The sequence below is a fragment of the Sulfurimicrobium lacus genome (genome assembly GCF_011764585.1).
In the GTDB taxonomy this organism is placed as follows: Bacteria; Pseudomonadota; Gammaproteobacteria; order Burkholderiales; family Sulfuricellaceae; genus Sulfurimicrobium; species Sulfurimicrobium lacus.
The window spans coordinates 2,637,501-2,663,059 of record NZ_AP022853.1; the positions used below are offsets into that span (position 1 = coordinate 2,637,501).

Annotated in this window: 21 protein-coding genes and 1 pseudogene (1 of these 22 only partly in view); 10 read left to right on the forward strand and 12 right to left on the reverse strand. The window is 58.9% G+C overall.

Features of this window, described 5'->3' with window-relative positions:
- The 6 genes from aprB to SKTS_RS12910 all read left to right on the forward strand — a co-directional run.
- Positions 1 to 261, forward strand: the 3' portion of a protein-coding gene (aprB, locus tag SKTS_RS12885) for an adenylyl-sulfate reductase subunit beta (RefSeq protein ID WP_173065648.1). 207 nt of this gene lie to the left of the window's left edge; the window shows 261 of its 468 coding nt (coding positions 208–468); the start codon falls outside the window, past its left edge; it ends in the stop codon at positions 259 to 261.
- A 47-nt stretch (positions 262 to 308) separates the two neighbouring features.
- Complete coding sequence (gene aprA / locus SKTS_RS12890) at positions 309 to 2,321, forward strand: adenylyl-sulfate reductase subunit alpha (RefSeq protein ID WP_173065651.1); 2,013 nt, start codon at positions 309 to 311, stop codon at positions 2,319 to 2,321.
- 198 nt (positions 2,322 to 2,519) lie between these two features.
- The gene (locus tag SKTS_RS12895; RefSeq protein ID WP_173065654.1) at positions 2,520 to 3,464 is read left to right on the forward strand and encodes a YkgJ family cysteine cluster protein; all 945 of its coding nucleotides are present in this window, start codon (positions 2,520 to 2,522) and stop codon (positions 3,462 to 3,464) included.
- 10 nt (positions 3,465 to 3,474) lie between these two features.
- Entirely contained in the window at positions 3,475 to 4,287 is an 813-nt protein-coding gene (locus SKTS_RS12900; RefSeq protein ID WP_173065657.1) for a CbbQ/NirQ/NorQ/GpvN family protein, read from the forward strand.
- A gap of 32 nt (positions 4,288 to 4,319) precedes the next feature.
- Positions 4,320 to 6,437: a nitric oxide reductase activation protein NorD gene (locus SKTS_RS12905; RefSeq protein ID WP_173065660.1), complete on the forward strand. Its 2,118-nt coding sequence runs from the start codon at positions 4,320 to 4,322 to the stop codon at positions 6,435 to 6,437.
- 44 nt (positions 6,438 to 6,481) lie between these two features.
- Positions 6,482 to 6,871, forward strand: coding sequence for a flagellar basal body-associated FliL family protein (locus tag SKTS_RS12910; protein WP_173065662.1), 390 nt, complete (start codon positions 6,482 to 6,484; stop codon positions 6,869 to 6,871).
- Positions 6,872 to 6,883: 12 nt separating this feature from the next.
- Here the strand turns inward: SKTS_RS12910 and nirB are convergent, their stop codons facing one another.
- The 9 genes and pseudogenes from nirB to recR (SKTS_RS18825) all read right to left on the reverse strand — a co-directional run.
- Positions 6,884 to 9,310 (reverse strand): nitrite reductase large subunit NirB, encoded by a 2,427-nt coding sequence (nirB, locus tag SKTS_RS12915; RefSeq protein WP_173065665.1) that lies wholly within the window; start codon positions 9,308 to 9,310, stop codon positions 6,884 to 6,886.
- Positions 9,298 to 12,015 carry a nitrate reductase gene (locus tag SKTS_RS12920; protein ID WP_425315645.1) on the reverse strand — a complete coding sequence of 906 codons (2,718 nt, stop codon included), beginning with the start codon at positions 12,013 to 12,015 and terminating at the stop codon, positions 9,298 to 9,300. Before SKTS_RS12920 ends, nirB begins: the two co-directional genes overlap by 13 nt.
- A gap of 1 nt (position 12,016) precedes the next feature.
- Entirely contained in the window at positions 12,017 to 12,325 is a 309-nt protein-coding gene (gene nirD, locus SKTS_RS12925) for a nitrite reductase small subunit NirD (RefSeq protein WP_173065671.1), read from the reverse strand.
- A 10-nt stretch (positions 12,326 to 12,335) separates the two neighbouring features.
- The gene (locus SKTS_RS12930; protein WP_173065674.1) at positions 12,336 to 13,127 is read right to left on the reverse strand and encodes an ABC transporter ATP-binding protein; all 792 of its coding nucleotides are present in this window, start codon (positions 13,125 to 13,127) and stop codon (positions 12,336 to 12,338) included.
- Between the two features lie 76 nt (positions 13,128 to 13,203).
- Positions 13,204 to 14,115: a nitrate ABC transporter permease gene (ntrB, locus tag SKTS_RS12935; RefSeq protein WP_173065676.1), complete on the reverse strand. Its 912-nt coding sequence runs from the start codon at positions 14,113 to 14,115 to the stop codon at positions 13,204 to 13,206.
- Between the two features lie 66 nt (positions 14,116 to 14,181).
- On the reverse strand, positions 14,182 to 14,595 hold the full coding sequence (locus tag SKTS_RS12940; protein WP_173065679.1) for a globin family protein: 414 nt from the start codon (positions 14,593 to 14,595) through the stop codon (positions 14,182 to 14,184).
- A gap of 32 nt (positions 14,596 to 14,627) precedes the next feature.
- On the reverse strand, positions 14,628 to 15,881 hold the full coding sequence (locus SKTS_RS12945; protein ID WP_173065682.1) for a CmpA/NrtA family ABC transporter substrate-binding protein: 1,254 nt from the start codon (positions 15,879 to 15,881) through the stop codon (positions 14,628 to 14,630).
- Between the two features lie 186 nt (positions 15,882 to 16,067).
- Positions 16,068 to 16,673, reverse strand: coding sequence for an ANTAR domain-containing response regulator (locus tag SKTS_RS12950; RefSeq protein WP_173065685.1), 606 nt, complete (start codon positions 16,671 to 16,673; stop codon positions 16,068 to 16,070).
- Positions 16,674 to 16,826: 153 nt separating this feature from the next.
- Positions 16,827 to 16,925: pseudogene (gene recR, locus SKTS_RS18825) on the reverse strand (recombination mediator RecR); the annotation flags it as partial.
- 319 nt (positions 16,926 to 17,244) lie between these two features.
- Here recR (SKTS_RS18825) and SKTS_RS12960 point away from each other — a divergent pair.
- Genes SKTS_RS12960 through SKTS_RS12975 form a run of 4 tightly spaced genes read left to right on the forward strand, consistent with a single transcriptional unit; the run spans position 17,245 to position 21,900 of the window.
- A complete protein-coding gene (locus SKTS_RS12960) occupies positions 17,245 to 18,516 on the forward strand; it encodes an HlyD family secretion protein (RefSeq protein WP_173065688.1) in 1,272 nt (423 codons plus the stop codon).
- Positions 18,513 to 20,666, forward strand: coding sequence for a peptidase domain-containing ABC transporter (locus tag SKTS_RS12965; protein WP_173065691.1), 2,154 nt, complete (start codon positions 18,513 to 18,515; stop codon positions 20,664 to 20,666). Before SKTS_RS12960 ends, SKTS_RS12965 begins: the two co-directional genes overlap by 4 nt.
- The gene (locus SKTS_RS12970) at positions 20,663 to 21,583 is read left to right on the forward strand and encodes a TraB/GumN family protein (RefSeq protein ID WP_173065694.1); all 921 of its coding nucleotides are present in this window, start codon (positions 20,663 to 20,665) and stop codon (positions 21,581 to 21,583) included. The genes SKTS_RS12965 and SKTS_RS12970 overlap by 4 nt, the downstream gene beginning before the upstream one ends.
- 38 nt (positions 21,584 to 21,621) lie before the next feature.
- Positions 21,622 to 21,900 carry a hypothetical protein gene (locus SKTS_RS12975; protein WP_173065697.1) on the forward strand — a complete coding sequence of 93 codons (279 nt, stop codon included), beginning with the start codon at positions 21,622 to 21,624 and terminating at the stop codon, positions 21,898 to 21,900.
- A 909-nt stretch (positions 21,901 to 22,809) separates the two neighbouring features.
- Here the strand turns inward: SKTS_RS12975 and recR (SKTS_RS12980) are convergent.
- From recR (SKTS_RS12980) to dnaX, 3 genes are all read right to left on the reverse strand, one after another.
- Positions 22,810 to 23,409, reverse strand: coding sequence for a recombination mediator RecR (gene recR / locus SKTS_RS12980; protein ID WP_173065700.1), 600 nt, complete (start codon positions 23,407 to 23,409; stop codon positions 22,810 to 22,812).
- 86 nt (positions 23,410 to 23,495) lie between these two features.
- A complete protein-coding gene (locus SKTS_RS12985) occupies positions 23,496 to 23,819 on the reverse strand; it encodes a YbaB/EbfC family nucleoid-associated protein (protein WP_198420509.1) in 324 nt (107 codons plus the stop codon).
- A gap of 53 nt (positions 23,820 to 23,872) precedes the next feature.
- Positions 23,873 to 25,516, reverse strand: coding sequence for a DNA polymerase III subunit gamma/tau (gene dnaX / locus SKTS_RS12990; RefSeq protein ID WP_173065706.1), 1,644 nt, complete (start codon positions 25,514 to 25,516; stop codon positions 23,873 to 23,875).
- Positions 25,517 to 25,559: the final 43 nt, after the last annotated feature.

Below are 25,559 nucleotides of genomic sequence, written 5' to 3' on the forward strand. Positions count from 1 at the left end.
GCACGTCACTACGCTGACGTCGTACCCCTGGGCGGCTCCGTGCAGCCTCTGCGTGGTTCCGACTCCATCATGTGGACCATCAAATTCCGTAATGGTACTTTGAAGCGCTTCAAGTTCCCGATCCGCACCACGCCTGAAGGCTCGATCGACTGCTACGGCGGCAAGCCTGAAGCAAGCATGGCCAATGTCACCAAGTCCGGTTTCTTCAACCAGATGAATGGCTACCGCGCCGGCAACCCTGCCGAACTGATCCGCAAGTAAATCGCGACGAGCAGTTATTGTTAACGAACATTGAAAGGTAAATCGAGATGTCTGGAACCTTTGAAAATCCTGAAGTAATCCAAGAAGAAGTTGACATTCTTCTTATCGGCGGCGGCATGGCTTGTTGCGGTGCGGCTTATGAAATCATGCGCTGGGCTGATGCAGCCAAGCGTGAAAACGGCGTTGACCTGAAAATCAAGCTGGTGGACAAAGCTGCAATGGACCGCTCCGGTGCCGTGGCTCAAGGTCTGTCCGCGATCAACACCTACATCGGTGACGCGCAAGATCCTGCTGACTACGCTCGCATGGTCTCCAACGACCTGATGGGTATTACCCGCGACGACTTGGCCTACGATGTGGGCCGTCACGTTGACGAATCCGTTCACCTGTTCGAAGAATGGGGTCTGCCAATCTGGAAGACCGACGAAGCCGGCGAGCGTCATGACGGTTCCGTCGATATGCCCAAGCTGAAAGACGGCGGCAAGCCCGTACGTTCCGGCAAATGGCAGATCATGATTAACGGCGAATCCTACAAGTGGATCGTTGCTGAAGCTGCTAAAAAAGCACTCGGCATGGACCGCATCCAGGAACGTATTTTCATCGTTAAGCTGGTGAACGACAAAAACGACAAAAACCGCATCGCCGGTGCTGTTGGTTTCTCCGTTCGTGAAAACAAGGTTGTTGTGTACAAGGCCAAGGCAATTCTGCTGGCTGCCGGTGGTTGCGTAAACCTGTTCCGCCCCCGTTCAGTTGGTGAAGGTCAAGGTCGTGCATGGTACCCAGTATGGAATGCAGGCTCCACCTACACCATGGCTGCTGAAGCCGGCGCAGAACTGACCATGATGGAAAACCGCTTCGTGCCAGCCCGTTTCAAAGACGGTTACGGCCCGGTCGGCGCATGGTTCCTGTTGTTCAAAGCCCAAGCCACCAACGCCAATGGCGAAGTGTACATGGTCAAGAACAAGGAAATGCTGAACGACTATCCTCCGTATGGTCAAGCTGCCGTTCCTGCTTCCTGCCTGCGTAACCACCTGATGCTGAAGGAAATGAAAGAAGGTCGCGGCCCAATTTACATGGACACCGTGACTGCTCTTGCCAAGCTGAAAGAGACTCTGTCTCCGCGCGAAGTGAAGCACCTGGAAGCAGAAGCCTGGGAAGACTTCCTGGACATGTGCGTTGGTCAGTGCGGCGTCTGGGTTGGCGAAAACATCGAGCCGGAAAAGAAAAACTCCGAACTGATGCCTACCGAACCGTACCTGTTGGGTTCGCACTCCGGTTGCTGCGGCATCTGGACTTCCGGTCCTGAAGACGTTGGCGCTCCGATGACCGAAGGACAAGCTGGCGTACCTGCTCACCTGCCAACAGGCTGGAACTGGGGCTACCGCGGCATGACTACGGTCAAGGGTCTGTTCACCGCTGGCGACGGCGTGGGCGCATCCGGCCACAAGTTCTCCTCCGGCTCCCATGCTGAAGGTCGTCTGGCTGCCAAGGCCATGGTCAAGTACTGCATCGACAACAAGGACATGGTTGTTGAGCTGGACACGCCGGCAGACCAACTGGTTGCTGAAATCTACAAGCCAGTGCGTACCTACCTTGAGTTCAAGGACTACTCCACAGCAATCGACGTTAACCCCAACTACATCACACCCAAGATGCTGCAGTTCCGTCTGCAGAAAATCATGGACGAGTATGTTGCTGGCGTTGCGACCTACTACACCACCAACGACAAGATGTTGGCTGTAGCTAGCGAGAAGCTGGACATGCTGAAGGAAGACGCAGAAAAAATGCGTGCGAAAGACCTGCACGAACTGCTGCGTGCGTGGGAAAACTACCACCGCATCCTGACTGCTGAAGCTCACATGAAACACATCCTGTTCCGTGAAGAAAGCCGTTACCCTGGCTTCTACTACCGCATGGACAAGAACTTCGTCGATGAAGAGAACTGGAAGTGCTTCGTGAACTCCATCTATGACAAGACAACCAAACAATGGACCTGCTTCAAGCGCGCCCACGTGGATCTGGTTGACAAGTCCAAGCTGTTCAAGCCTGCTGCTCACTAAGAGTTTGCTGTAACAGTGTAGTAAAATGAAAGCCGGGCGCCGCAAGGTGCCCGGTTTTTTCTTTCAGACGCAAATATGCATGATGCGCGCATGGACAAGTGCCAAGACACAAGGGCAGGCAAAACCTTCCTTCTGCCTGGACATTTAGGAACAACCATTTCCGGCTGTGAAAAGCCGGCAGAACTGACGAGGAATATCATGGACGAACAGGAATTCAACAATCTGGCCAAGGAATCCCCTTTTAGGGAAAGCCCGGTCATGCCAAACATGCTGGAAGGCGACACCACCATCCAGTTCCGTTGCCATCGCAACGTCAAATGCTGGAATGCCTGCTGCAGCAATATCGACATCCCGCTAACGCCCTATGACATCCTGCGGCTGAAGAACCGTTTGGGCCTATCCTCCGCTGAATTTCTCCAGCAATACACCTTCCCTTACGAACTGGACAAGGACGGCCTGCCAGGCGTGAAATTCCAGCCAGTCGAAGGCGGCACTGCCTGCCAGTTCATGGTGGCAGAAGGCTGCAGCGTCTATGAAGACCGGCCCGCCGCCTGCCGCTACTACCCTGTCGCACTTCTGTCCATGCGCCGTTCGGACGAATACACCGACCGCACAGGCTACGCGCTGGTACAGGAAAAACACTGCCTGGGGCACCAGGAAGAGCGCAAGCTGACCATCGAGGAATACCGCCAGGAACAGGGCGTCAGCGATTACGACGAGAAAAGCCGTGGTTGGCGCCAGTTGATTTTGAAGAAGAAATCCACTGGTTCCACTGTCGGCAAACCGCCGATGATTTCCAATCAGCTGTTCTTCATGGCGAGCTATGACATGGATCGCTTCCGCGCCTTCGTCATGAGCCCGTCTTTCAATGAATCCTACATGGTGCCGGTTGAAACCATGGCGGAAATCGTGGCTGACGATGAAAAGCTCATGGAATTCGCCTTCAATTTCCTCAAGCAATCGCTGTTTAACGAAAAGTTCCTGGAAGAGCAGGAAGGCGCTTTCGAGAAGCACCGCGCCAGGCTGAATGCGCGCGGTCAGGCTATTCGGGCCGCCATGGAACAGGGTCGCCAGAAGATGGAGGACGACAAGTACGATCCGGAACCCCGGCCCGGCGACTGCGGCTGCGGCGGGAACGACTAGGCGAAAACCGATGGAAGCGCACACCCTGGCACCGGAAGAGCATTTCATTCGCGAAGAGCCCTACTATGAACCGGTCGGCCAGGAAATCGGCATATTCGAAGCGGCCTACCGCAACAAGCTGCCGGTGCTGCTTAAAGGGCCGACCGGGTGCGGCAAGACGCGCTTCATGGAATACATGGCATGGCGCCTGAAGCGCCCGTTGATCACGGTGTCATGCCATGACGACCTGACCGCATCCGACCTGGTCGGGCGCTTCCTGGTCAAGGGCGGCGAAACGGTATGGGTGGATGGTCCGCTGGCGCGTGCCGTGCGGGCCGGCGGCATTTGCTACCTGGACGAGATCGTCGAGGCGCGCAAGGACACCATGGTGGTGATTCACCCCCTGGCGGACGACCGTCGTGCGCTGCCGATGGAGAAGCTGGGCACCCTGCTGGAAGCCGACGACAACTTTTGCCTCGCCATTTCCTACAACCCTGGCTACCAGAGCGTCTTGAAGGACCTCAAGCAAAGCACGAGGCAACGCTTTGTTGCGCTGGAATTCAACTACCCCGCTGCGGAACTGGAACGCAAGATTGTCAGCACGGAATCCGGTGTGGCCCCGGAGATCGCCGAGAAACTGGTCAAGTTCGCGCAAATGACGCGCAACCTCAAGGGAAGCGGCCTGGAGGAAGGCGCCAGCACGCGCCTGCTGGTCCATGCGGCCAAACTCATCGCCTCGCACATCGAGCCCGTCGCGGCTTGCCAAAGCGCCATTGCCCAGGCTCTTACCGACGACGAAGAGATGCTGGCTGCAGTGCAGGAACTTTCGTCGTCACTGTTCTAGTGGGCCAGGCTTAACGCGCCTTTCTGTCTGCCATGACAACCCACCCACACTCGGCCAGCGCGATAAACCGTTACCTCGAGGAATTGCTCGAAGTCGAGTTCACTTTTCTCCAGGTGGGCGAATTGGCAACATCGCTGGCTGCGCTCGCCGCGGAAAACCGGGAATTCCTGCTCGGCTGGACACGGCGCATCGCCTCCACCAATATCCAGATTGCCTACCAGTTCGCGCTCCGCGCAATAACACTGCTCGACCACACGGACCGTCGCATGATCGAGGCGTGGGCACTCCACGCCATGGACACCTACGACCGCAGCGGTCTGTCCTCCGGCATGCGCGTCATCAAGGAGGTGGAAAACTTCGCGCACCAGAGCCATGCGCGCTCGGCCGGCGTGGTGTTCGAGGACGTCGCCGGCATCATGCTCAACTTCGTACACGGCCTGTCCGGCAGGCGCCTCAAACTCGAACCGGGCGACGCCGCATACACCGACAGCGAAACGCTGTTTCTGCCCGCAGTCATCGCCCGCATGCAAACGGCGAGGCACAACTTCACCCTGTGCAAGGCCACGGTCGCCATGATGTGGGCCCAGACGCGCTATGGCAGTTTTCGCGTGGAGCTTCCCCAATTGCTCGCCGCCTATGAAGATGGCGAACGCGCGCTGAACTGCTTCCATGCGCTGGAAACCCTGCGCCTGCAGGCGCGGATCGCGGACGAGTTGCCCGGCCTGTACCGCGAGATGCAGAAACTTGCCGCGCAGCTGGGCGAAACCCTCCCGCATGACTGGGAAGGATACGCCCTGCAGTTGGGGCGCAGCGAAGCTACCGTCGAAGACAGCCTGCGCCTGCTCGTCGATGCCTATGCCGGCACGTCGCTGCCCAGCCTGTGCTACCAGGGCGAACTGCGCCCGGAGGCCGTCGCGGCGTGCATGGCCACGCGCATCGCCAAGGAAAAGATGCTGCTGCGCGTCAAACTGGCGCAGCTCGAACAGGAAGTGCAGAAACACCGCAGCGCCGAGGGCAGCGACAAACCCGCGAAATTCGGCCTGGCTGAAAAAGCGGAAAACGAATCCGGGCTCACCGCTCTCGAACTCACGCTGGATGGCGCACCGGTTGCACCGCCCGAGGACGTACGCCAGCTGATCACCTCGATCCAGCTCGACCTTGGCGAGATTCCCCCTGAATACCTCGTCGCGGCTGGCCCGGGCGAATACGACCCGAGCCTTTACGAGGAAAAACCCGCCGACCCGGACGCAGTATGGCAAGGCACCTATCACGAAGAAGGCGCCACGCTCTATCCCGAGTGGGATTACGGCCGCCAGCATTACCGCAAGAACTGGTGCGTCATGCGCGAGAAGGACGTGACGCCGGTACATGACGGATTCCGCGCCGCCACGCTGGGCAAATACAGTGGCCTGCTGAAACATTTGCGCAAGACCTTCGAGGCCATGCGCGACGAGAATCGCCTGCTGAAACGCCAGTCCTACGGCGACAACGTCGATATCGACGCGCTGGTGGAAGCGCTGGCCGATGCCCGCGACGGCAGCGAAATGAGCGATCGCCTGTTCATGCGCATGCATCGCACCGAGCGCAACATCGCGGTGATGTTCATGGTCGACATGAGCGGCAGCACGCGCGGCTGGATCAACGACGCCGAACGCGAATCACTGGTGCTGCTGTGCGAAACGCTGGAAACCCTGGGCGACCGCTACGCCATCTACGGCTTTTCCGGCACCACGCGCAAACGCTGCGAACTGTTCCGCATCAAGCGCTTCGACGAGCCTTACAACGAAGAAGTGCAGGGCCGCATCAGCGGCATCCGTCCGCAGGAATACACCCGCATGGGCTTCGCCATCCGCCACCTGACCAGCCTGCTGAAAGGCGTCGAGGCCCGCACCAAGCTGCTCATCACCCTGTCCGACGGCAAGCCCGACGACTACAACGACAACTACCGCACCCGGTACGGCATCGAAGACACGCGCAAAGCTCTGCAGGAAGCGCAGCGCAGCGGGATTCACCCGTTCTGCATCACGCTCGACGAAAAGGCGCGCGACTACCTGCCCCACCTCTATGGGGCGGTCAATTACACGGTGATCGACCAGGTCGGCAAGCTGCCTTTCAAGGTCGCCGACATCTACCGGCGATTGACGAGCTAGGGAAATCCGCTTACCTTGTCGGGCTCATCAGATCAGGAAAAATAATGCGCAAATATTGGGCCATCCTCAGCGCCGCGCTGTTCATTTTCAGCGCCTCGGCACAAGCAAGCGAATCCAAGGAAGCGGGCCCCTCTCCCTACGCCAAGCTCGAAACGCTCACTGTCAACCTCGAGGGCCTTACGCAGTACCTGCAGGTCAACATGGTCCTGAAGGTCGCGAAGCCGGAAATAAGCGAATCGATCAAGAATTGGAACCCCGTGATCCGCCATGAATTGATCCTGCTGCTCAGCAGCCAGAAAGGCGAAGAGCTTGCCACGCTGGAGGGCAAGAAAAAAGTGATGTCAGCCATCAAGGCCGCCATCAACAAGATCCTGAAACTGGATGACAAAACCGGCGTTTCGGACGTATTGTTCGAGACCTTCGTCATCCAGTAAGCAGGCAGCCTCCTACACCGTCAGAACCTCGAATTCGCGCCGCGCTTCGCCTGCCACGGCGCGTTCCCTCCACGGGTCGTTTTCGCCCTGGACGGCGAACATCAGCCTCGCATACAGCGCCTTGCGCCCGGCCTCGTCTTCCAGCACCTTTTTCTTGACGTAATCCAGCCCGACGCGCTGCAGCCAGTGCACGGTGCGGTCGAGGTAGCGCGCCTCCTCGCGGTAGAGCTGCAGAAAGGCGCCGCTGTATTCCAACACTTCTTCCGCCGTTTTCACCTTGACCAGGAACTCCGCCACTTCGGTCTTGATGCCGCCGTTGCCGCCGACATAGATTTCCCAGCCCGAGTCCACGCCGATCACGCCCACGTCCTTGATCGCCGCTTCGGCGCAGTTGCGCGGGCAGCCCGACACCGCCAGTTTGACCTTGTGCGGCGCCCACATCTTGTAGAAAGCCTTTTCCAGGTCGATGCCCATCTGGGTCGAATTCTGCGTGCCGAAGCGGCAAAACTCGCTGCCGACGCAGGTTTTAACCGTGCGCAGCGCCTTGCCGTAGGCGTGGCCGGAAGGCATGTCGAGGTCGGCCCATACCCCCGGCAGGTCTTCCTTCTTGATACCGAACAGGTCGATGCGCTGCCCGCCGGTGACGCGGATCATGGGCACGGCATATTTGTCCGCCACGTCGGCGATGCGGCGCAGGTCGGCCGCGTTGGTCAGGCCGCCCCACATGCGCGGCACCACGGAATAAGTGCCGTCTTTCTGGATGTTGGCGTGGGCGCGCTCGTTGATGAAACGCGATTGCGGGTCGTCCTTCGCTTCGCGCGGCCAGGTCGAAATCAGGTAGTAATTGAGCGCCGGGCGGCAGGACGCGCAGCCGTTGGGCGTGCGCCACTGCATGAATTCCATCGCCTCGGGAATCGACAGCAGTTTCTGCTCGCGAATCACCGCGCGCACTTCCTCGTGGGTATAGTCGGTACAGCCGCACATGGATTTGGCGGCAGGCGCCGGAGAATAATCGCCGCCCAGCGTGGAAGCCAGAATCTGCTCCACCAGGCCGGTGCACGAGCCGCACGAAGAGGCGGCCTTGGTATGCTTCTTCACGTCGTCCACGGTGAACAGGCCGTTCAGCTTGATCGCCTTGACGATGTCACCCTTGCACACGCCGTTGCAGCCGCACACCTCCATTTCGTCGCTCATGGCCGCGGCCTTGTTCTGCCCCTGGTGGCCGACATCGCCGACATGGCTCTGACCGAACATGAGATGGTCGCGAATATCCGCCACGTCGCGCCCTTCGCGCAGCAGCTGGAAATACCACGCGCCGTACACGGTATCGCCATAGAGGCAGGCGCCGACCAGTTTGTTGTCCTGCAGCACCAGCTTCTTGTACACCCCGCCCATCGGGTCCGAGAGCACGATGTCCTCGGTGTTCTCCCCGCCGCTGAAGTTGCCGGCGGAAAACAGGTCGATGCCGGTCACCTTGAGCTTGGTGGAGGTCACCGATCCCACGTAGCGCCCGATGCCCATTTGCGCGAGGTGGTTGGCGCACACCTTGGCCATCTCGAACAGGGGCGCCACCAGGCCGTAGGCGATGCCGCGGTGGTTGACGCACTCGCCCACCGCGTAGATGCGCGGGTCGTAAGTCTGCATGGTGTCGTTGACCACCACGCCGCGGCTGCAATGAATGCCGGCAGACTCCGCCAGTGCGCTGTTGGGGCGAATGCCCACCGCCATCACCACCAGGTCGGCGGGAATTTCGCTGCCATCCTTGAAGCGCAGGGCGGCAACGCGGCCATCCTTGCCGACGATCTGTTCGGTCTGTTTCTGCAGCAGGAACTTCAGCCCCTTGTCCTCCAGGCTCTTCTGCAGCAACCCCGCGGCAGTCTTGTCCAGTTGCCGCTCCAGCAGATACTCGGCGATATGCACCACGGTCACGTCCATGCCGCGCAACTTCAGACCATTCGCCGCTTCCAGGCCCAGCAGGCCGCCGCCGATCACCACCGCATGCTTGTGCTGCTGCGAAGCGGCCACCATCGCGTCCACATCGTGAATGTCGCGGAAGCCGATCACGCCAGCCAGGTCGTTGCCGGGCAGCGGCAGGATGAAGGGCGTGGAGCCGGTGGCGAGGATCAGGCGATCGTAGCCGGCTTCAGTGCCATCCGCAGCGACCACCACGCGCGCCTTGCGGTCGATTTTCACGATCTTTTTGTTGAGGTGCAGCCTGATGCCGTGCTCCGCGTACCAGTCCACGTCGTTGAGCATAATGTCCTGTATGGTTTGCTCGCCGGCCAGCACGGGCGACAGCATGATGCGGTTGTAGTTGGCATAGGGCTCGGCGCCGAACACCGTGATGTCATAGAGGTCCGGCGCCAGCTTGAGTACCTCCTCCAGCGTGCGCACCCCGGCCATGCCGTTGCCCACCATTACCAGTTTCAGTTTTTGCATGATTCAGCTCCTGAGAATTCGATCATTCGTCTTAGTTCCGGCACGCAGGAACCGCACTCCGTGCCGCATTTCAATTTTTCCTGCAGTTCCACCAGACCAGCGCCGCCGGCGATTTCCGCTTCGATTTCCTTGGCCGACACGTTGAAGCAGTTGCACACCACCTTGCCGCGGCTGACCTGCCCCGAAGGCGGTGCAGCCAACGGCGCCAGCGCCCAGCTGCGTACTTCGGACAAAGCCAGGCCGCGCTCCATGCCGTCCTTGAGCCATTCGGCGGCTGCCGTCTCGCCGGTCAGCAGCGCGCCGGTGATGGCGCCCTCCTCGGCCAGCAGCCTTTTGGCGATGCCGCGGCGCGCGTCGCGGTAGCTCAGCGCACGGGTGCCGTCCTCCAGCGCCAGCAACTGTTCCAGCGCGGTCAACGCCGCCGCGTCGGGCGCATGCGTTGCAGCTGCGCGCAGCACCATCACCTCCATATCGCGCCCGGCCAGGCCGAGCGTGACGTAAGGAAATTGCCCCAGCACCGGGCGCAACTTCTCCATCCATTCCGCGCCATCGCCGCTGCGCAAGCCCACCATCTGCCACGGCAGATCGACCGCCTCGACCTGCACTGCCGCGTGCTTGAGCTCGGGCTGGTGCGACTGGGGATCGCAGGCATTGGTCGTCAGGGCGTTCACGCCCTGCCCGCTCAGGAAGCGGCTGCCCCAGTGCATGGGCAGAAACACCTGGCCCGGCCGCAAGTCCGCGCATGCCTGCACCGGCAGCACCAGTTCGCCGCGCCGGCTCCTGATGCGCACCAGAGCGCCGGCCTTGAGGCCGCGCCGTTCCAGGTCGAGCGGATGCATCTCCAGCAGGGGCGCTTCGACGTGGTTCCACAGGCGCGCCGCCAGTCCGGTGCGGCTCATGCCGTGCCACTGGTCGCGCAGCCTGCCGGTCAGCAGGGTGAAGGGATAACGCGCATCGGCTTGCTCGGCTGCGGGGCGATACCTGGTATCGGCAAAACGTGCGCGCCGGCTGCTCGAGGGGAACACGCCATCGCCGTACAAGCGCGCCGTTCCTGCCTGAGCGCCCTGCGGATAAGGCCATTGCTGCGGCCCTTGAGATTCCAGCACGGCGTAGCTCAGACCGGTCATGTCCAGATCCCGCCCTCGCGTGGCGGCACGGTGCTCGTCGAAAATCTGCTGCGCATGTTCATAGTAAAAAAGCCGCCTGGCCAGATCGCCCTTGCCCAGGCATGCACCCAGACGGCGTGCGAAGTCGGCGGCGATTTCCCAGTCGGCGCGGGCCTTGCCGGGAGGCGGCACGGCGGCGCTGACCCGGCCGATGCAGCGCTCGGAGTTGGTCATGCAGCCCTCCTTCTCCGGCCAGGTGGCGGCGGGCAGCAGGATGTCGGCATAGGCAGCGGTCTCGGTGCCGGCGAAGGCTTCCTGCACCACCACCAGTTCGGCCTGCTCCAGCGCCTCGCGCACCAGTTGCTGATGCGGCAGGGATTGCGCCGGATTGGTGCAGGCGATCCAGATCGCCTTGATCTCGCCGCTGCGCACCGCTTCGAACATTTCCACGGCGGTCTTGCCTGGGCGTTCGGGCAGGGACGGCACATCCCACAGTTGTGCCACTTCCGCGCGGTGTTCGACGTTCGCCGGATCGCGATGGCCTGGCAGCAGGGTCGCCATGGCACCCACTTCGCGCCCGCCCATGGCGTTAGGTTGGCCGGTGAGCGACAGCGGCCCGGCACCGGGCTTGCCGATCTGGCCGGTGGCGAGGTGCAGGTTGATCAGCGCGGCGTTGTTGTCCGTGCCGTGGGTGGATTGATTCAGGCCCTGGCAATATAGCGACAGCGTCGCCCCGGACTGGCCGAACCATTGCGCCGCCTGGACGACTTGCGCTTCGGTCACGCCGCAGATCTGCGCCACCATTTTGGGCGTGTATTCCCGCACCGTGGCCTTGAGGGCATCGAAGCCTTCGGTGTGGGCGCGAATGAATTCGAAATCCGCCAGTCCATCCCACAGCAGCACGTGCAGCATGCCGTTGAACAGTGCCACATCGGTGCCGGGCAGGATGGCCAGGTGCAGGTCGGCGCTGGCTGCGGTGTCGGTGCGGCGCGGATCGACCACGATCAGTTTCAGGTCCGGATTGGATTTTTTTGCTGCTTCGACGCGCCGAAACAGGATGGGGTGGGCAAACGCCGGGTTGGCGCCGGCGATGAATATGCACTTCGCCTGTTCGATATCGTCGTAGCAGGCCGGCGGCGCATCCGAGCCGAGCGTCGTCTTGTAGCCCACCACCGCCGAAGACATGCACAGGCGCGAGTTGGAATCGATGTTGTTGGTGCCGACCAGGCCGCGCGCCAGCTTGTTGAAAACGTGGTAGTCCTCCGTCAGCAACTGGCCCGAGACATAAAACGCCACGCTGTCCGGCCCGTGCTCGCGGATCACGGCGGCAAAGCGCTCTGCTGCGGTATCCAGCGCCTCGTCCCAGCCACAGGCGCGGCGCTCCAGGCCACGCGACGGCCGCAGTTCCGGCTGCAGCACGCGAGTCGCATCGCTGCGCACGGTCAGATGCAGGTTGGCGCCCTTGGTGCACAGCCGGCCGCGGTTGGCAGGATGATCCGGGTCGCCGCGCACGCCGGTGACACGGGCGCCGTCGCTGGTGACGATCACCCCGCAGCCGGTGCCGCAGTAACAGCAGATGGATTTCGTTTCGGCCATGATTTTATAGCCGGATAAAAACCGAACCGCTCTCGATTTTGACCGGATAGGGGCTGGTTTCACCCACGTCCGGCGCCATGGCCTTGCCGTCTTCGAGGGCGATATTCCAGTTGTGCAGCGGGCAGGTCACATGCCGTCCGCACACGATACCCTGCGACAGCGGTCCGCTCTTGTGCGGGCAGCGGTCGAGCAGGGCGAACACCTGGTCGTCGTCGGTGCGGAACAGGGCGATGTTCTTCTCCCCATGCTTCAGCTGGCGCGTGCCGAGACGCGGGATTTCCTCCAGGGAACAGACTTTCAGCCAGTTTTCCATTTCGTTCTCCTCAGGCGGCAGGGCGCATCTGGCGCCGATACAGGAAATCCAGCACCGCACCGCGGTATTCGTGGTACTTGGCGTCGTTGGCCAGCGCCAGGCGGTCGCGCGGGCGCGGCAGGTCGACCCGCAGCACCTCGCCGATGGTCGCCGCCGGCCCGTTGGTCATCATCACGATGCGGTCGGACAGCAGCACCGCCTCGTCCACGTCGTGCGTCACCATGACCACGGTGCTGTGCGTCTCCGCCGTGATCTTCATCAGCTCGTCCTGCAGGTGGGCGCGGGTGAGTGCATCCAGGGCGCCGAACGGCTCGTCCAGCAGCAGCACCTTGGGCTGCATGGAAAGGGCGCGGGCGATGCCGACGCGCTGCTTCATGCCGCCGGAAATTTCGTGCGGATGCTTGTGTTCAGCATGGGTCAGTCCCACCAGCTCCAATGCCTCGTGGGTGCGCTTCTTCAGCGTGGCCTTGCTCTCGGCCTGGCCAAACACGCGCTCCACGGCCAGGTAGACATTCTCGAAGCAGGTCAGCCAGGGCAGCAGGCTGTGGTTCTGGAACACCACCCCGCGCTCCGGGCCGGGGCCGGCGATTTCCCGCCCGGCGCACAGCATCGCCCCGTCGCTGGGCAGCGTCAGCCCCGCCACCAGGTTGAGCAGCGTGGACTTGCCGCAGCCGGAGTGGCCGATCAGGGCGATGAACTCGCCTTGATCGATGTTCAGGTTGATGTCGCGCAGCGCCACGAAGGGGCCTTTCTTGGTGTTGAACACCATGCGCACGTTTTCTACTTGTACGTATTTATCCATTATTGGCTCCCGTGAGGAGTGAGGTGTTAGGAGTGAGGAGCGGAGGTTTTACACCTCACTCCTCACTCTTCACTCCTCACTCGTAGTTAAATCGTTTTGCCAGCAGCATCAGCATCTGTTCCAGCAGCAGCCCGACGATGCCGACCACGAAGATGGCGATGATGATGTGTTCCACGTTGAGGTTGTTCCATTCGTCCCACACCCAGAAGCCCAGGCCGACGCCGCCGGTCAGCATTTCCGCCGCGACGATCACCAGCCAGGCCACGCCGATGGAGAGACGGATGCCGGTCATCATGTAGGGCAGCACGGCGGGAAACAGGATCTTGGTGAAGATCTTCCATTCCGACAGGTTCAACACCTTGGCGACGTTCATGTAGTCCGGCGGGATCCGGTTCACGCCCACGGCGGTGTTGATGATCATGGGCCAGATTGCGGAGATGAAAATCACCCAGATCGCCGCCGGATTGGCCGCCTTGAACACCAGCAGGCCGATCGGCAACCACGCCAGCGGCGAAACCGGGCGCAACAGGCTGACGATGGGCGACACCATGGCGCTGAGGAACTTGAAACGCCCGATCATGAAGCCCAGCGGAATGCCCAGCGCCGCCGCCATGCCGAAGCCGATCGCCACGCGCTGCAGCGAAGCCAGGATGTTCCAGCCGATACCCTGGTCGTTCGGGCCCTTGTTGTAGAACGGGTCGCTGAACAGTTCCTGCGCCGATGCCCAGGTCTTGAGCGGCCCGGGCAATTGCGGGCTGGTCTGGGATATCAGCGCCCAGATGCCGACGAACAGCGCCAGCCCCAGCACCGGCGGGAGCAGCCCCTTGATAACGTCCCCGGCCATTCGCCCAATCCTGCCTGGCAGGCTTTCGCCAGGCTCGGTTTTCTCAACAGACGCAACTGCTGCGAGCGGTTTGCTTGTCACCACGGTTTCCGAATCTGACATGATTTTTTCCAAACTTTCATTTGTTACCTGGATCGCACTCATCTTGAATCTCCTGTTACAGGCGCATGAGCCAGCCACCCGGCGCACTTCACCGGGCGGCCGGGACTTTCATGCCGGGGCGTAAGCGGCCTGTTTCATAGCGGATGCCAGCGTGCCATAGGCTTCCGCCCAGGCATCCTTGACTGCCGGGGTGAACTGCTCCCCCAGCCCCTTACCCAGGGTCCAGATCAGCGCGCTGCCCACGGTGTCGTAGTGCGCCTCCGTCACGCCGTAAGCGACATGGCGCCGCCCCATCTCTTCAATCGTCTCCAGAATGGGGCCGAGCTTGTCCAGGCTGTTGACGACCGTGTTGATCATCGCCATGAGCTTGCGGCCTTGCTCGAACATGTCGCCCTTGAACATGCCGCGGAGGGAGGGATCGAGCTCGAACAGCTGGCCATAGAACAACTGCGCCGCTGTGTCCTTGATTGGGAGAACCTGCTGCCAGCTGCTGCGCACCAGTGCAATTTTTTCGGGGGTCATGATGTGTACCTTTCAAAATTATCGTCAGTTGATTACGCCTTGATCTTGAACCCGGCGGCATAGGCTTTGGGGTTCTTGCCGTCCCATACCGTGCCGTCGATCATCTTGCTGCTGCGCATGACGTCCTTGGGGATCGGCGTCTTGGTCTGGGTCGCGGCCTGCTTGTAGAGTTCGATCTGATTAACCTTTTTCGCCACGGACAGATAGTCCGGGTCTTCCTTGAGCAGGCCCCAGCGTTTGTGCTGGGTGAGGAACCACATGCCGTCGGAAAGGTAGGGGAAATTCACCGTGCCTTCGCTGTAGAACTTCATGTAGTTGGCGTCCTGCCATTTCCTGCCGTTGCCGTTGTCGTACTGGCCCAGCATGCGATCCTCGATGGAGTCGAAATCGGTGTTGACGTAGGACTTCTCGGCGATGATCTTGGCCACGCCGGAACGGTTCTTCATGTCATCGATGTATTTGGAGGCATCGAGCACGGCCATGATCAGGGCACGGGCGGTATTGGGATATTTCGCCACCCATTCTGCGGTAGTGCCGAGCACTTTTTCCGGGTGGTCTTTCCATATGTCCTGGGTGGTGGCGGCGGTAAATCCCACGTTGTCGCGGATGGCGCGCGCGTTCCACGGCTCGCCAACGCAGTAGCCGTCCATATTGCCGACGCGCATGTTGGCGATCATCTGCGGCGGCGGGACGGTGATATTCTTGACGTCGGCGAAGGGATTCACGCCGTAGCTGGCCAGCCAGTAGTACAGCCACATGGCGTGGGTGCCGGTGGGGAAGGTCTGGGCGAAGGTGTATTCGCGCGGTTCCTTCTTGATCAGCGCCGCCAGGCTGGTGCCGTCCACCGCGCCCTTGGCCTTGAGTTGGTTGGAGAGCGTGATGGCCTGCCCGTTGTGGTTGAGGGTCATGAGCACGGACATGTCTTTCTTCGGTCCGCCGATGCCCATCTGCACGCCGTAGATCAGGCCGTACAGCACGTGGGAAGCATCGAGTTCGCCGTTCACCAGCTTGTCGCGCACCCCCGCCCAGGAGGCCTCCTTGCTCGGCACGATCTTGATGCCGTATTTCTTGTCGAAGCCCATCACCGAAGCGATCACCACCGAAGCGCAATCGGTCAACGGGATGAAGCCGACTTTCACTTCGGTTTTTTCCGGCGCATCGGAACCTGCCGCCCACGCCCCGCTGCGGATGGCAGGGTCGACCATGGACATCAAGGCCCCGGCCCCCAATAAAGTCGCACCTTTTTTCATGAAATCTCTCCGGCTGTTTTTGAAATCTTCACTCATGGCTTATCTCCTGGATAAAAAAACAAAACAAAAAAGGCGTCTCATCCGCGAGAGGGATTGCTCCCGCGAATGGACGCCTTTGTCCTTTGCAGCCGACCGTCGTTGGTCGGCTCAGATTCGATTCATTTGCTGCAGCCCGCCGTTGGGCTCTTGATTACCTCAAAGCAATACCCGTGCCAGAATTTTTCAACCCAGCAATTCCGTGATTTCGACCAGCTGGCGCGCCACGTCAGCAAGGCGCGAACCCTTGTCCATGGCCGCCTTGCGCAACGCCTGGTAAGCCTGATCCTCTGACCAGCCGCGCTGCTTCATCAGGATGCCCTTGGCGCGCTCGACATCCTTGCGCTCCGAAAGCTGGCTCTCCGCTTTCTCCAGGTCCGCGCGCATGGCCTGAAACTCGTTGAAACGCGCGATGGCCACGTCCATGATGGGGCGCAGACGCTCGCTTTTCAGGCCATCCACCACGTAGGCACTGACGCCGGCGCGAATGGCGGCGCGGATCTTGTCGCTGTCGTCGTCGTGAGTGAACATCACGATGGGACGCGGCTGGTCGCGCCTGATAATGCACAGGTTCTCCAGCGTATCCCGGTCGGGAGACTCGGTATCCAGAATGATCAGGTCCGGCTTGAGTTCTGCCACCAGGCCGGGCAGGTCCGCGCTGGCGGAGACATGGGCGGCGATCCGGCAGCCCGCTTCCTGCAGCGCATGCTTGAGCAGCGCCGCGCGCTCGAAGGTTTCATCTACCAGCAGGACGCGAAGCGGGGTTTCGGATGGCGTAACAGGGATTTTCATATCCGGCCAATATTGCAATTCTCATGCCAGCAAGACAACTGATTGATATTGATGTAAATCAGGAAAAAGAGGGCGATGGGTGAAAAAGCGGAATTACGTTAACGCACCAAAAACGGGCGCATTTTACGTGTGATGCGCCAAACTGGAACCGATCTAGATGACGTTGCGCCGTTCCAGCACGGCCTGGGCCAGCGTACCGCTGTCCACGTGTTCCAGTTCACCGCCCATGTACAGGCCGCAGGCGTTGCGGGTATGGTCGTTACAGCCGCACACGGATTTTACTGCAGGCGACAGCGACGAAAAGACGACCCGCGTGGATGCCATAATCTGCTCCACTAGGCCGGGGCAGAAACCGCTCGAAGAAGCCACCTTGGTTTGCTTCTTCATATTGTCCACGGCAAACAGGGGCGCGGTCAAAAACCAAGTGCAACATTTTTCTCTCTACATATTTATGGAGGGCTGTCCACTTTATTATTGGAGTGAATATACCTAGCATGCGCCCATATGCCGCATCGCCATTTCAATCGCATCTCCCTAGAATGCATACGTCATTTTCCATAAAGGTATCTCAATGGTACTGTTCAGACCCGAAGTATCCCAGAGGAACGCCGTTTCATTGCTAGGAGAACTGCGAACGACGCATTCAGTCCCTGCCTGGGTTATCACCGCCATTGCCGTTCTTCTCGCAATAGCTCTGGTTTCTTATGGAATTCTTGGCACCTATGCAAAGAAATCCCGGGTCAATGGAATTTTGGTGTCTCAAGGCGGCGAACTTAATGTCACCGCTCCTTCCTTCGGTCGAATCGTAGAGTTGCGCATCAAGGAAGGCCAAGCTGTACGAACAGGGGAAACGCTGATGATCCTGAATATCGACAGGCCAACCGAGTTCGCGAATGGAACCAAAGAAACAGCTGCGCTGATCAGCGAACAAATTGAAAACAAGCGGATTGCCTTTGCGTCACAAAGGCAATCCAAAGAAAGTTTTGCTCGCTTGCAAAAGCAGACAATTGAATTCCGCCTCCGCAGCCAAGGTATCGAACTGGAAAATATCGAGGATGAGATTGCATTGCAAAAGCGGAGGAGAGACCTCGCGGCGACGAGTGTGCAGCGCTACGAAAAACTGGTCCTCAATAAGTTCGTATCAGCCATTCAAGTTCAACAACAACAGGAAATCCTGATCGATCAAGACTCCAAATTGAAATCACTGGAGCGGACCCTGACCGGCATTAAAAAGGAGCAAGCCGCCAGCGCCATCGCGTTGCGGCAAGCTGATATACAACTTGCCAGCGAACTCGCGGTCATGGATCAGGAATTGGCAAGTCTGAATCAAGAAAGCACCGAAAACGCAGCCAAGCGCTCCTCGGCAATTACAGCAACCCGTCCGGGCACGGTTTCTGCCATTGCCGTTACTCTCGGCCAAACTGTTTCATCCGGACAAAATCTGGTGGCTATCCAGCCGGAATCAAGCAAGCTCGAAGCACATTTATACATACCAACCCATACAGTTGGTTTCATCAAGGAAGGCCAACATGTGCTGGTTCGCTATGCCGCCTTTCCATATCAGAAATTCGGCCTCTACCAAGGTAAACTTTCGACGGTGAGCCAGAGCGCCTTCGCTCCCAACGACTTGCCGCCGTCACTGCAAACCCTATTCGGTCGGCAAAATACCCCTGAATCGCTGTATCGCGTCACGGTATCCCTGAACGATCAGGAGATCGTCGCCTTCGGACAACGCCACCCGCTTCGACCAGGCATGGCGCTTGAAGCAGATATTGTTCAGGAAAAGCGAACTATCATCGAGTGGCTATTCGAACCACTTTTTGCCTTCTCCCAACGGGCATGAGCCGAATTCGCCCTATCCTGCAGTCAGAAGCCAGCGAATGCGGTTTGGCTTGCCTGGCAATGATCAGCAACGCGTTTGGTTATCGCGTTGACCTTGGAGATCTTCGTCGTCGATTTTCTGTGTCCTTGAAGGGAAGTACACTGGCCACCATCATTCGTCACGCCGAATCAATCGGGCTTGCCGGTCGCCCGCTACGACTGGAACTTGACGAACTCATCGAACTCAGAACGCCATGTATCCTGCATTGGAAAATGAACCACTTTGTGGTTCTGGAAAAGGCAAACAAGCGAGAAATAACCATTCTCGACCCGGCCATCGGAATTTTGAAACTTCCACTCTCCGAGGTTTCCCTACATTTCACTGGCATTGCCCTTGAGCTAACGCCAGTCACGACCTTTCGCAAGGTGGATGAACGCAATAGGTTGCGACTTCGCGACTTGGCAGGCCACACGATTGGATTACGTCCAACACTGATACAAGTGTTTTTGCTGGCTGGCGCGCTTGAGATATTTGCACTTGTGGCACCGCTTTTCAATCAATTGATTATTGACGAGGTTGTCGTCACATCCGATCGGGAGCTACTTTCGGTCCTGGCCGTTGGTTTCGGCTTGCTGTTACTGATCCAGACCGCCATTGGATTGTTGCGCTCCTGGATCATCATGCGCGTTTCGATGGACGTGCGCCTGCAATGGACTGGCGGTCTATTTGCCCACCTTGTGCGGTTACCTGCCGTCTTCTTCGAAAAACGCCATTTGGGAGACATCGTCAGTCGTTTCGGCTCAATTGCCACGATCCAGAACACACTAACAACCAGCATCATTAGTGCCGTGCTGGACGGCATCATGACGGTCATGGCCCTGTGCATGATGATTGTCTACAGCCCGATGCTGACGCTGATCGTCGTTGCTGCTGTGCTTCTTTATGGACTGTTGCGTTGGGCCTTTTACGCGCCTTTCCGGGAGGCCAGTGCAGAACGGTTAGTGCTTTCTGCCAAGGAAAACAGCCATTTCCTGGAAACGCTACGGGCCATTGTTCCCGTAAAACTCGCTGGACACGAAACCGAACGGCGCACCCGTTGGCAGCACCTAGTGACCGACGTGATGGACCGCGATTTAAAAACACAAAAGCTCGGATTGGTCTTTTCTACCGCTTCCACCTTCGTCACTGGCGCCAGTACCCTGCTGCTACTGAGCCACGGTGCCCAACAGGTGATGGACAACACCCTGAGCATCGGCATGTTGATGGCATTTAACAGCTATGCCGGGACATTTTCCGGACGGCTAAACGCGCTGATTGGTTATGCGGTCGACCTGAAAATGCTCGGGCTCCACGCCGAGCGCCTGGCTGATATTGCATTGGAGCCAACCGAACAGCAATCCATGGTGGAAACCGATCTGTTGCGGCTCAAGCCAGGCATCGAAGTTCGTAATGTGAGCTTCCGCTATGCCGACGGAGAGCCATGGGTGTTGCGACATCTTGATCTAATCGTCGACCCCGGCGAATCCATTGCTATCGTTGGCCCCTCCGGCTGCGGAAAAAGCACGCTACTCAAGATCATCCTCGGGTTGCTCGAACCCACCGAAGGAGAACTTCTGGTCGATGGCATTCCCGTTCGCCGCCTGGGTCTTCCGGCCTATCGGCAGTTGATTGGCGCGGTGACGCAAGATGACACCCTGCTTGCCGGCTCGATTACCGAAAATATTGCCTTCTTCGATCCCAATGCCAGTCAGGAGCGAATCGAAGCCAGCGCGAAAATCGCAGCGATTCACGACGAAATCCATGCCATGCCTATGGGTTACCAGACCATGGTCGGAGACATGGGCAGCAGCCTATCGGGCGGTCAGAAACAGCGGGTATTACTGGCGCGGGCACTGTACAAACGGCCAAAAATCCTGGTTCTGGACGAAGCAACCAGCCATCTGGATGCTTTTAACGAGCACCGGGTAATTGGCGCTCTTCACCCCTTGGGCATGACGCGAATTCAAGTGGCGCACAGAAAAGAATCTATCGCGAGTGCGGAACGGATTGTCGTTCTAAAAAGCAAAGAGACGGCGGGCCAATTGCCGAAGTCAGCGTATGCCGCTGAGCATACTTGTCAGGCTTCGATCCACGAACCACAAGATATCCCCACCTTTGAGAACGGAATATGAATTTTATACTGTCGACTCACACAAATCGCGTCATCAAGAAGGCATCGCGGCTATGCGCGTTCCTTTCCTTGGTATTGATTTCCCCTCAGCTATTGGCCGGGGAGAAAGGGTACTTTTTTGAGATATCAAAAGGCGGGAAAACGGCCTACGTTTTTGGCTCTACACATGCTCCGGGTGCACTGACGTATCCGCTCAGGCCGGAAATTGAATCCGCTCTCGATCAGGCGCCATGCATAGCGAGGGAACTTCTTCCTCCGAATGCTCCAACGATGGCGTCACTGATGCGATCGTCCCTGCTTCCCGAAGGCAAAGTGCTTGGCGACCTATTGACTCCGGAAATGCGAGACAGGCTCATTAAATTCCTGGGAAAGTATCACAAACCGGCGACAGAGCTTGATCGCGATAAAGTCTGGGCGGCCGCCGCCGCCGTCCCGTTCTTGGCGGCAATGAATACATTCCCAAGGAATTTCGGTGCCGCATCCAAGAGCCTGGACGACTATCTGGCGCAAAGATCGCTTGCCAGGAAGGTTCCTCTGTTGGGAATTGAAACCGTCAGGGAGCAAGTCGCATGGGAGGACAGTCTCACGATAGTGGAGCAGCAGGCTTTTCTGATCGAGGTCCTTGATTCGGATGAAAACCAAGGGGAAGCCGAGCAATGGCTTATCCGGCAGTTTAGGAAAGGCGACATTGATGCCTTGCGCGAAGACTACCTGGACAAGCGGGCCAACATTCCTGCATTTGGCAAAGCTGTGGAAAAGTTTATTTTCAGCCGCAATGAAACACAAGCGAAACGTATCGACAAAATGGTTCGCAATGGTAGCGAGTGCGTGTTTGCCGTCGGCGCCATGCATCTCGGTGGAGAAGGCGGGGTAATTCGTCTTCTGAGAAGACATGGCTACACAATCAGGCAATTTTAATGAGGTTCCAGCGCACCTGCGCAAGAAAGGAGATAGATATGACTATAGTGAATAGCATCCGGCAAGCGAACCTTGGCCGAGCAGCCATTCATGGCCTTCTTATTGCGGCTGTTTTCTACTTGTTGATAGACAAATTGCATCTGTGCCCACCAAGAAATGTACTTGAAATTTCCGCAGGCGATGTTGTCCTGTACTTTGCGCGTCTGTTTTTTCTTTATATGGGCGTTGTCACCAGTGTGCGGGTGATATCCGATTGGCTTGCGAGGCTAAAAAAATTCCTGGCCCTCATGCGGACGCAAAAAAAGTCCTTGGATTAGCGAGGTATTGGCTGACGCTAATCCGAACCCGTGCTCATAAGGTTTATGAGCGTTCTGCAAGCAAGGAGTATTGGTTATGCGTTGTGTAACTATTGAAGAACTGGCGATTGTAAGTGGTGGCGCAGATCCCAAAGCGTGCTTCGATGCCGTTATGGCAGGGTCGGGCGCCGGGGCAACTGCCGCTGGATTCGTCGGTGCAATAGGCGGTTCTGTGGTCCCCTTTTTAGGAACCGCGGGAGAGTTGGTAATTGTTGGTGCCGTTGGGGGTCTGTTCGGCGGTGCTATATCAGCCGCAAACAGCCCTACGTGTGCGCCTACGCCAGATTTTTCACCTGTGGATGATGTGGATTACTGGATTGATCCGTGGTCGGGGACTAGTTACTCTGTCGGTAGCGGCCCTTGGGACTATGACCCTGACTGGATGGAGTGACGTGGCTTTTTATGAGATAAGTTATTTCCACGTTTAACTCGGAACGCGGCTTTGACGATCAGTACGTCTGGTCGTCAAAGCTAGTGATATCAAATCAATAGGATATAAAATGAAGTATTTGAAAGAACCGTGGATTAGATACGCAGTCATAAACATAATATCGTTCTCAATCATTTTCTCCGCTTACTTACAACACAAGATAAGTCTATTTACCGCCTCAGACAAAGTCGCACAGGTCGTCGCTGAACTGGCAATGGCCATGATTGACATTTTGATCATTTTTTATTTCTGGAAAAATAAAGAAAAATTCAAATTCCAACGGGGGTCATGAGTAAACGAACCACGTTTTTCTTCCACAGACCTACCAGGGCCGGATACACCCTGAATTCCTGGGGCAATCTCGTTTACGGTCCTGACCTGCCGACGCCTTCTTTACTGCAGGCTACCAATTTTAAAATCGGCGTATGGAAACGGCACTATTAGGCGACGTTGCGCCGTTCCAGCACGGCTTGCGCCAGCGTGCCGCTGTCCACGTGCTCCAGTTCCCCGCCCACGGGGAGGCCGCGCGCGATGCGGGTGACCTTGATGCCGCGCGGAGTGAGCAGTTCACTGATGTAATGGGCGGTCGCCTCGCCTTCCACGGTGAAATTGGTGGCGAGGATCACTTCCTGCACGATGCCGTCGGTCGCACGGCGCACCAGGCGGTCGAGGTGGATTTCGCGCGGGCCGATACCATCGAGGGGCGAAAGCCGCCCCATCAGCACGAAATACATGCCGCGGTAGCAATGCGCCTGCTCCATCATCATCATGTCGGCCGGCGTTTCCACCACGCACAGCACGTGCGCGTCCCGCTTGGGTGACAGGCACAGGTCGCACACTTCGACTTCGGTGAAACTGTTGCACTTCTCGCAGTGGCGAATGGTTTCCAGCGCATGCGACAGCGCGTGCGCCAGTCGCTCCGCACCGCGCTGATCGCGCTGCAGCAGGTGATAAGCCATGCGCTGCGCGGATTTCGGACCGACGCCCGGGAGGCAGCGCAAGGCTTCTATAAGGTTGTCGAGACTGGAGGGGGTTTTCATTTTTGGGGTAAGCAGTGAACAGTGAGCGGGGAGCTGTGAAAAGCCTCTACACCCCTCACCGCTTACAGCTTACTGCTCACCACTCACTAGAATGGCAGCTTGAAACCAGGAGGCAAATTCAGGCCGCCGGTGAAACCGGCCATTTTTTCCTGGGTGGTCTGTTCCACGCGCCGCACCGCGTCGTTCACCGCCGCGGCCAGCAGGTCTTCCAGCATTTCCTTGTCTTCGCCCATCAGGCTGTCGTCGATGCTGACGCGCTTGACGTCGTGGCGGCAGGTCATGGTGACCTTGACCATGCCGGCACCGGCCTGGCCTTCCACTTCCACCGTGGCCAACTGGTCCTGCATCTTTTTCATGTTGTCCTGCATTTGCTGGGCCTGTTTCATCAGACCGCCCAAACCACCTTTCATCATGATTCCGCTCTCCGCTTAATATTGGGGTTGAATGCTAATTCGGTTTAATGCTAATTCGGTTTAATGGTTGATTCGATGACCTGCGCATCGAAATCCTCGATCAGTTCGCGCACGAACGGGTCCTGCTCGATGGCGGCGATCGCCTCGGCCTGGCGCGCCTGTTTTTCCTGGTGCACCAGCTTCGCCGGGGTCACGCCGGTCACGCTGCAGATGGAAATGGTCAGGAAAACCGCGCCGCCGAGGAAGTTCTCCAGCGCCGTCTTGAGCTTTTCCTGGTAGCTCTTTTCCATCAGATGCTTGTGTTCCTCGTGCACGCACAGCTCGATGCGTCGGCCGTCATGGCTTTTCAACTCGCAATGCTGCGCCAGCATCTTGGCCATACCGCCCAGCCCGAGCTGTGCGACCAGCGCGGGCCAATCGCCGTTGAAAGCAACTTCGGCCCGTTCGCTTGCGGCAGCCTGAGGTTGCGCCGCGGGAGCAGGTGCGGGCTCCTGCGCTGTCAAGGCAGGACGCGCTTCATGCTGCGAGGGAATTGATGTGGGGGCGGGGGCGACATCGCGCTTTTCAGGCACGACGGCACGCTTCGCGACAGGTGCCTCAGCGGGCGCTGATTCCAGGGTAAAAGCCAGCATGCGCAGGAGTGCCATGGTGAAGCCGGCAAACTCGTCCGGCGCCAGGCTCAGATCCTTGCGCCCGTGCAGTGCGATCTGGTAATGCAGTTGCACGTCTTCCGCGCTGAAGCGTTGCGCGAGATCGAGAATCCGCTGGCGCTCCGGCAAATCCTCGCTCAGCGCCTCGGGCACGGTCTGTGCCAGTGCCACCTGGTGCAGCAGCGCGCCAAGATCCTGCAAGGCCGCATCGAACGACAGGCTGCGTTCCTCCATCTGCCGCGCCAACTCTATCAGCCCGGCGCCATCGCCTGAAGCCAGCCGTTCCAGCAGGGTAAACAGATAGCTCTGGTCGATCGCGCCGAGCATGGCGCGCACCTGGGCCTCCTCCACCTTGCCGCCGCCATAGGCGATGGACTGGTCGAGCAGAGACAGCGCATCGCGCATGCTGCCCTGCGCGGCGCGCGCCAGCAGTTGCAAGGCAGGCACGTCGAAGGACAAGCCTTCGCGTTCCAGAACCTGCTGCAGGTGCCCGACGATGGAGGCCGGCGTCATCTGCTTGAGGTTGAACTGCAGGCAGCGCGACAGCACGGTGACCGGTATCTTCTGCGGATCGGTGGTGGCAAGAATGAACTTGACATGCTCCGGCGGCTCTTCCAGCGTCTTCAGCATGGAGTTGAACGCCGCCTTGGACAGCATGTGCACTTCGTCGATCAGGTAAACCTTGAAGCGCCCCGCCGTCGGCGCATACTGCGCGTTATCCAGCACTTCGCGCATGTTGTCGATGCCGGTGTTGGACGCGGCATCCAGCTCCAGCAGGTCGATGAAGCGGCCGGCATCGATTTCGCGGCAGGTGTTGCAGGTGCCGCAGGGCGTGGAAGTGATGCCGCTTTCGCAGTTGAGCGACTTGGCCAGGATGCGCGCCACGGTCGTCTTGCCCACGCCGCGCGTGCCGGTGAGCAGGTAGGCGTGGTGCAGGCGCTGCTGGTCGAGCGCGTTGGAAAGCGCCTTCACCACGTGCTCTTGCCCGACCAGGTCGGCAAAGGATTTAGGCCGCCATTTGCGTGCCAGGACTTGATAACTCATGCGGCGAATTTTACCAGAAAAGCCCCGCCTAACTTTAAATGCC

What these genes read in the sequence shown, in the direction of transcription:
- aprA (WP_173065651.1), top strand. Translation starts at nt 309, where the DNA reads ATGTCTGGAACCTTTGAAAATCCTGAAGTAATCCAAGAAGAAGTTGAC.
- SKTS_RS12895 (WP_173065654.1), top strand. Translation starts at nt 2,520, where the DNA reads ATGGACGAACAGGAATTCAACAATCTGGCCAAGGAATCCCCTTTTAGG.
- SKTS_RS12900 (WP_173065657.1), top strand. Translation starts at nt 3,475, where the DNA reads ATGGAAGCGCACACCCTGGCACCGGAAGAGCATTTCATTCGCGAAGAG.
- SKTS_RS12905 (WP_173065660.1), top strand. Translation starts at nt 4,320, where the DNA reads ATGACAACCCACCCACACTCGGCCAGCGCGATAAACCGTTACCTCGAG.
- SKTS_RS12910 (WP_173065662.1), top strand. Translation starts at nt 6,482, where the DNA reads ATGCGCAAATATTGGGCCATCCTCAGCGCCGCGCTGTTCATTTTCAGC.
- nirB (WP_173065665.1), bottom strand. Translation starts at nt 9,310, where the DNA reads ATGCAAAAACTGAAACTGGTAATGGTGGGCAACGGCATGGCCGGGGTG.
- nirD (WP_173065671.1), bottom strand. Translation starts at nt 12,325, where the DNA reads ATGGAAAACTGGCTGAAAGTCTGTTCCCTGGAGGAAATCCCGCGTCTC.
- SKTS_RS12930 (WP_173065674.1), bottom strand. Translation starts at nt 13,127, where the DNA reads ATGGATAAATACGTACAAGTAGAAAACGTGCGCATGGTGTTCAACACC.
- ntrB (WP_173065676.1), bottom strand. Translation starts at nt 14,115, where the DNA reads ATGAGTGCGATCCAGGTAACAAATGAAAGTTTGGAAAAAATCATGTCA.
- SKTS_RS12940 (WP_173065679.1), bottom strand. Translation starts at nt 14,595, where the DNA reads ATGACCCCCGAAAAAATTGCACTGGTGCGCAGCAGCTGGCAGCAGGTT.
- SKTS_RS12945 (WP_173065682.1), bottom strand. Translation starts at nt 15,881, where the DNA reads ATGAGTGAAGATTTCAAAAACAGCCGGAGAGATTTCATGAAAAAAGGT.
- SKTS_RS12950 (WP_173065685.1), bottom strand. Translation starts at nt 16,673, where the DNA reads ATGAAAATCCCTGTTACGCCATCCGAAACCCCGCTTCGCGTCCTGCTG.
- SKTS_RS12960 (WP_173065688.1), top strand. Translation starts at nt 17,245, where the DNA reads ATGGTACTGTTCAGACCCGAAGTATCCCAGAGGAACGCCGTTTCATTG.
- SKTS_RS12965 (WP_173065691.1), top strand. Translation starts at nt 18,513, where the DNA reads ATGAGCCGAATTCGCCCTATCCTGCAGTCAGAAGCCAGCGAATGCGGT.
- SKTS_RS12970 (WP_173065694.1), top strand. Translation starts at nt 20,663, where the DNA reads ATGAATTTTATACTGTCGACTCACACAAATCGCGTCATCAAGAAGGCA.
- SKTS_RS12975 (WP_173065697.1), top strand. Translation starts at nt 21,622, where the DNA reads ATGACTATAGTGAATAGCATCCGGCAAGCGAACCTTGGCCGAGCAGCC.
- recR (WP_173065700.1), bottom strand. Translation starts at nt 23,409, where the DNA reads ATGAAAACCCCCTCCAGTCTCGACAACCTTATAGAAGCCTTGCGCTGC.
- SKTS_RS12985 (WP_198420509.1), bottom strand. Translation starts at nt 23,819, where the DNA reads ATGAAAGGTGGTTTGGGCGGTCTGATGAAACAGGCCCAGCAAATGCAG.
- dnaX (WP_173065706.1), bottom strand. Translation starts at nt 25,516, where the DNA reads ATGAGTTATCAAGTCCTGGCACGCAAATGGCGGCCTAAATCCTTTGCC.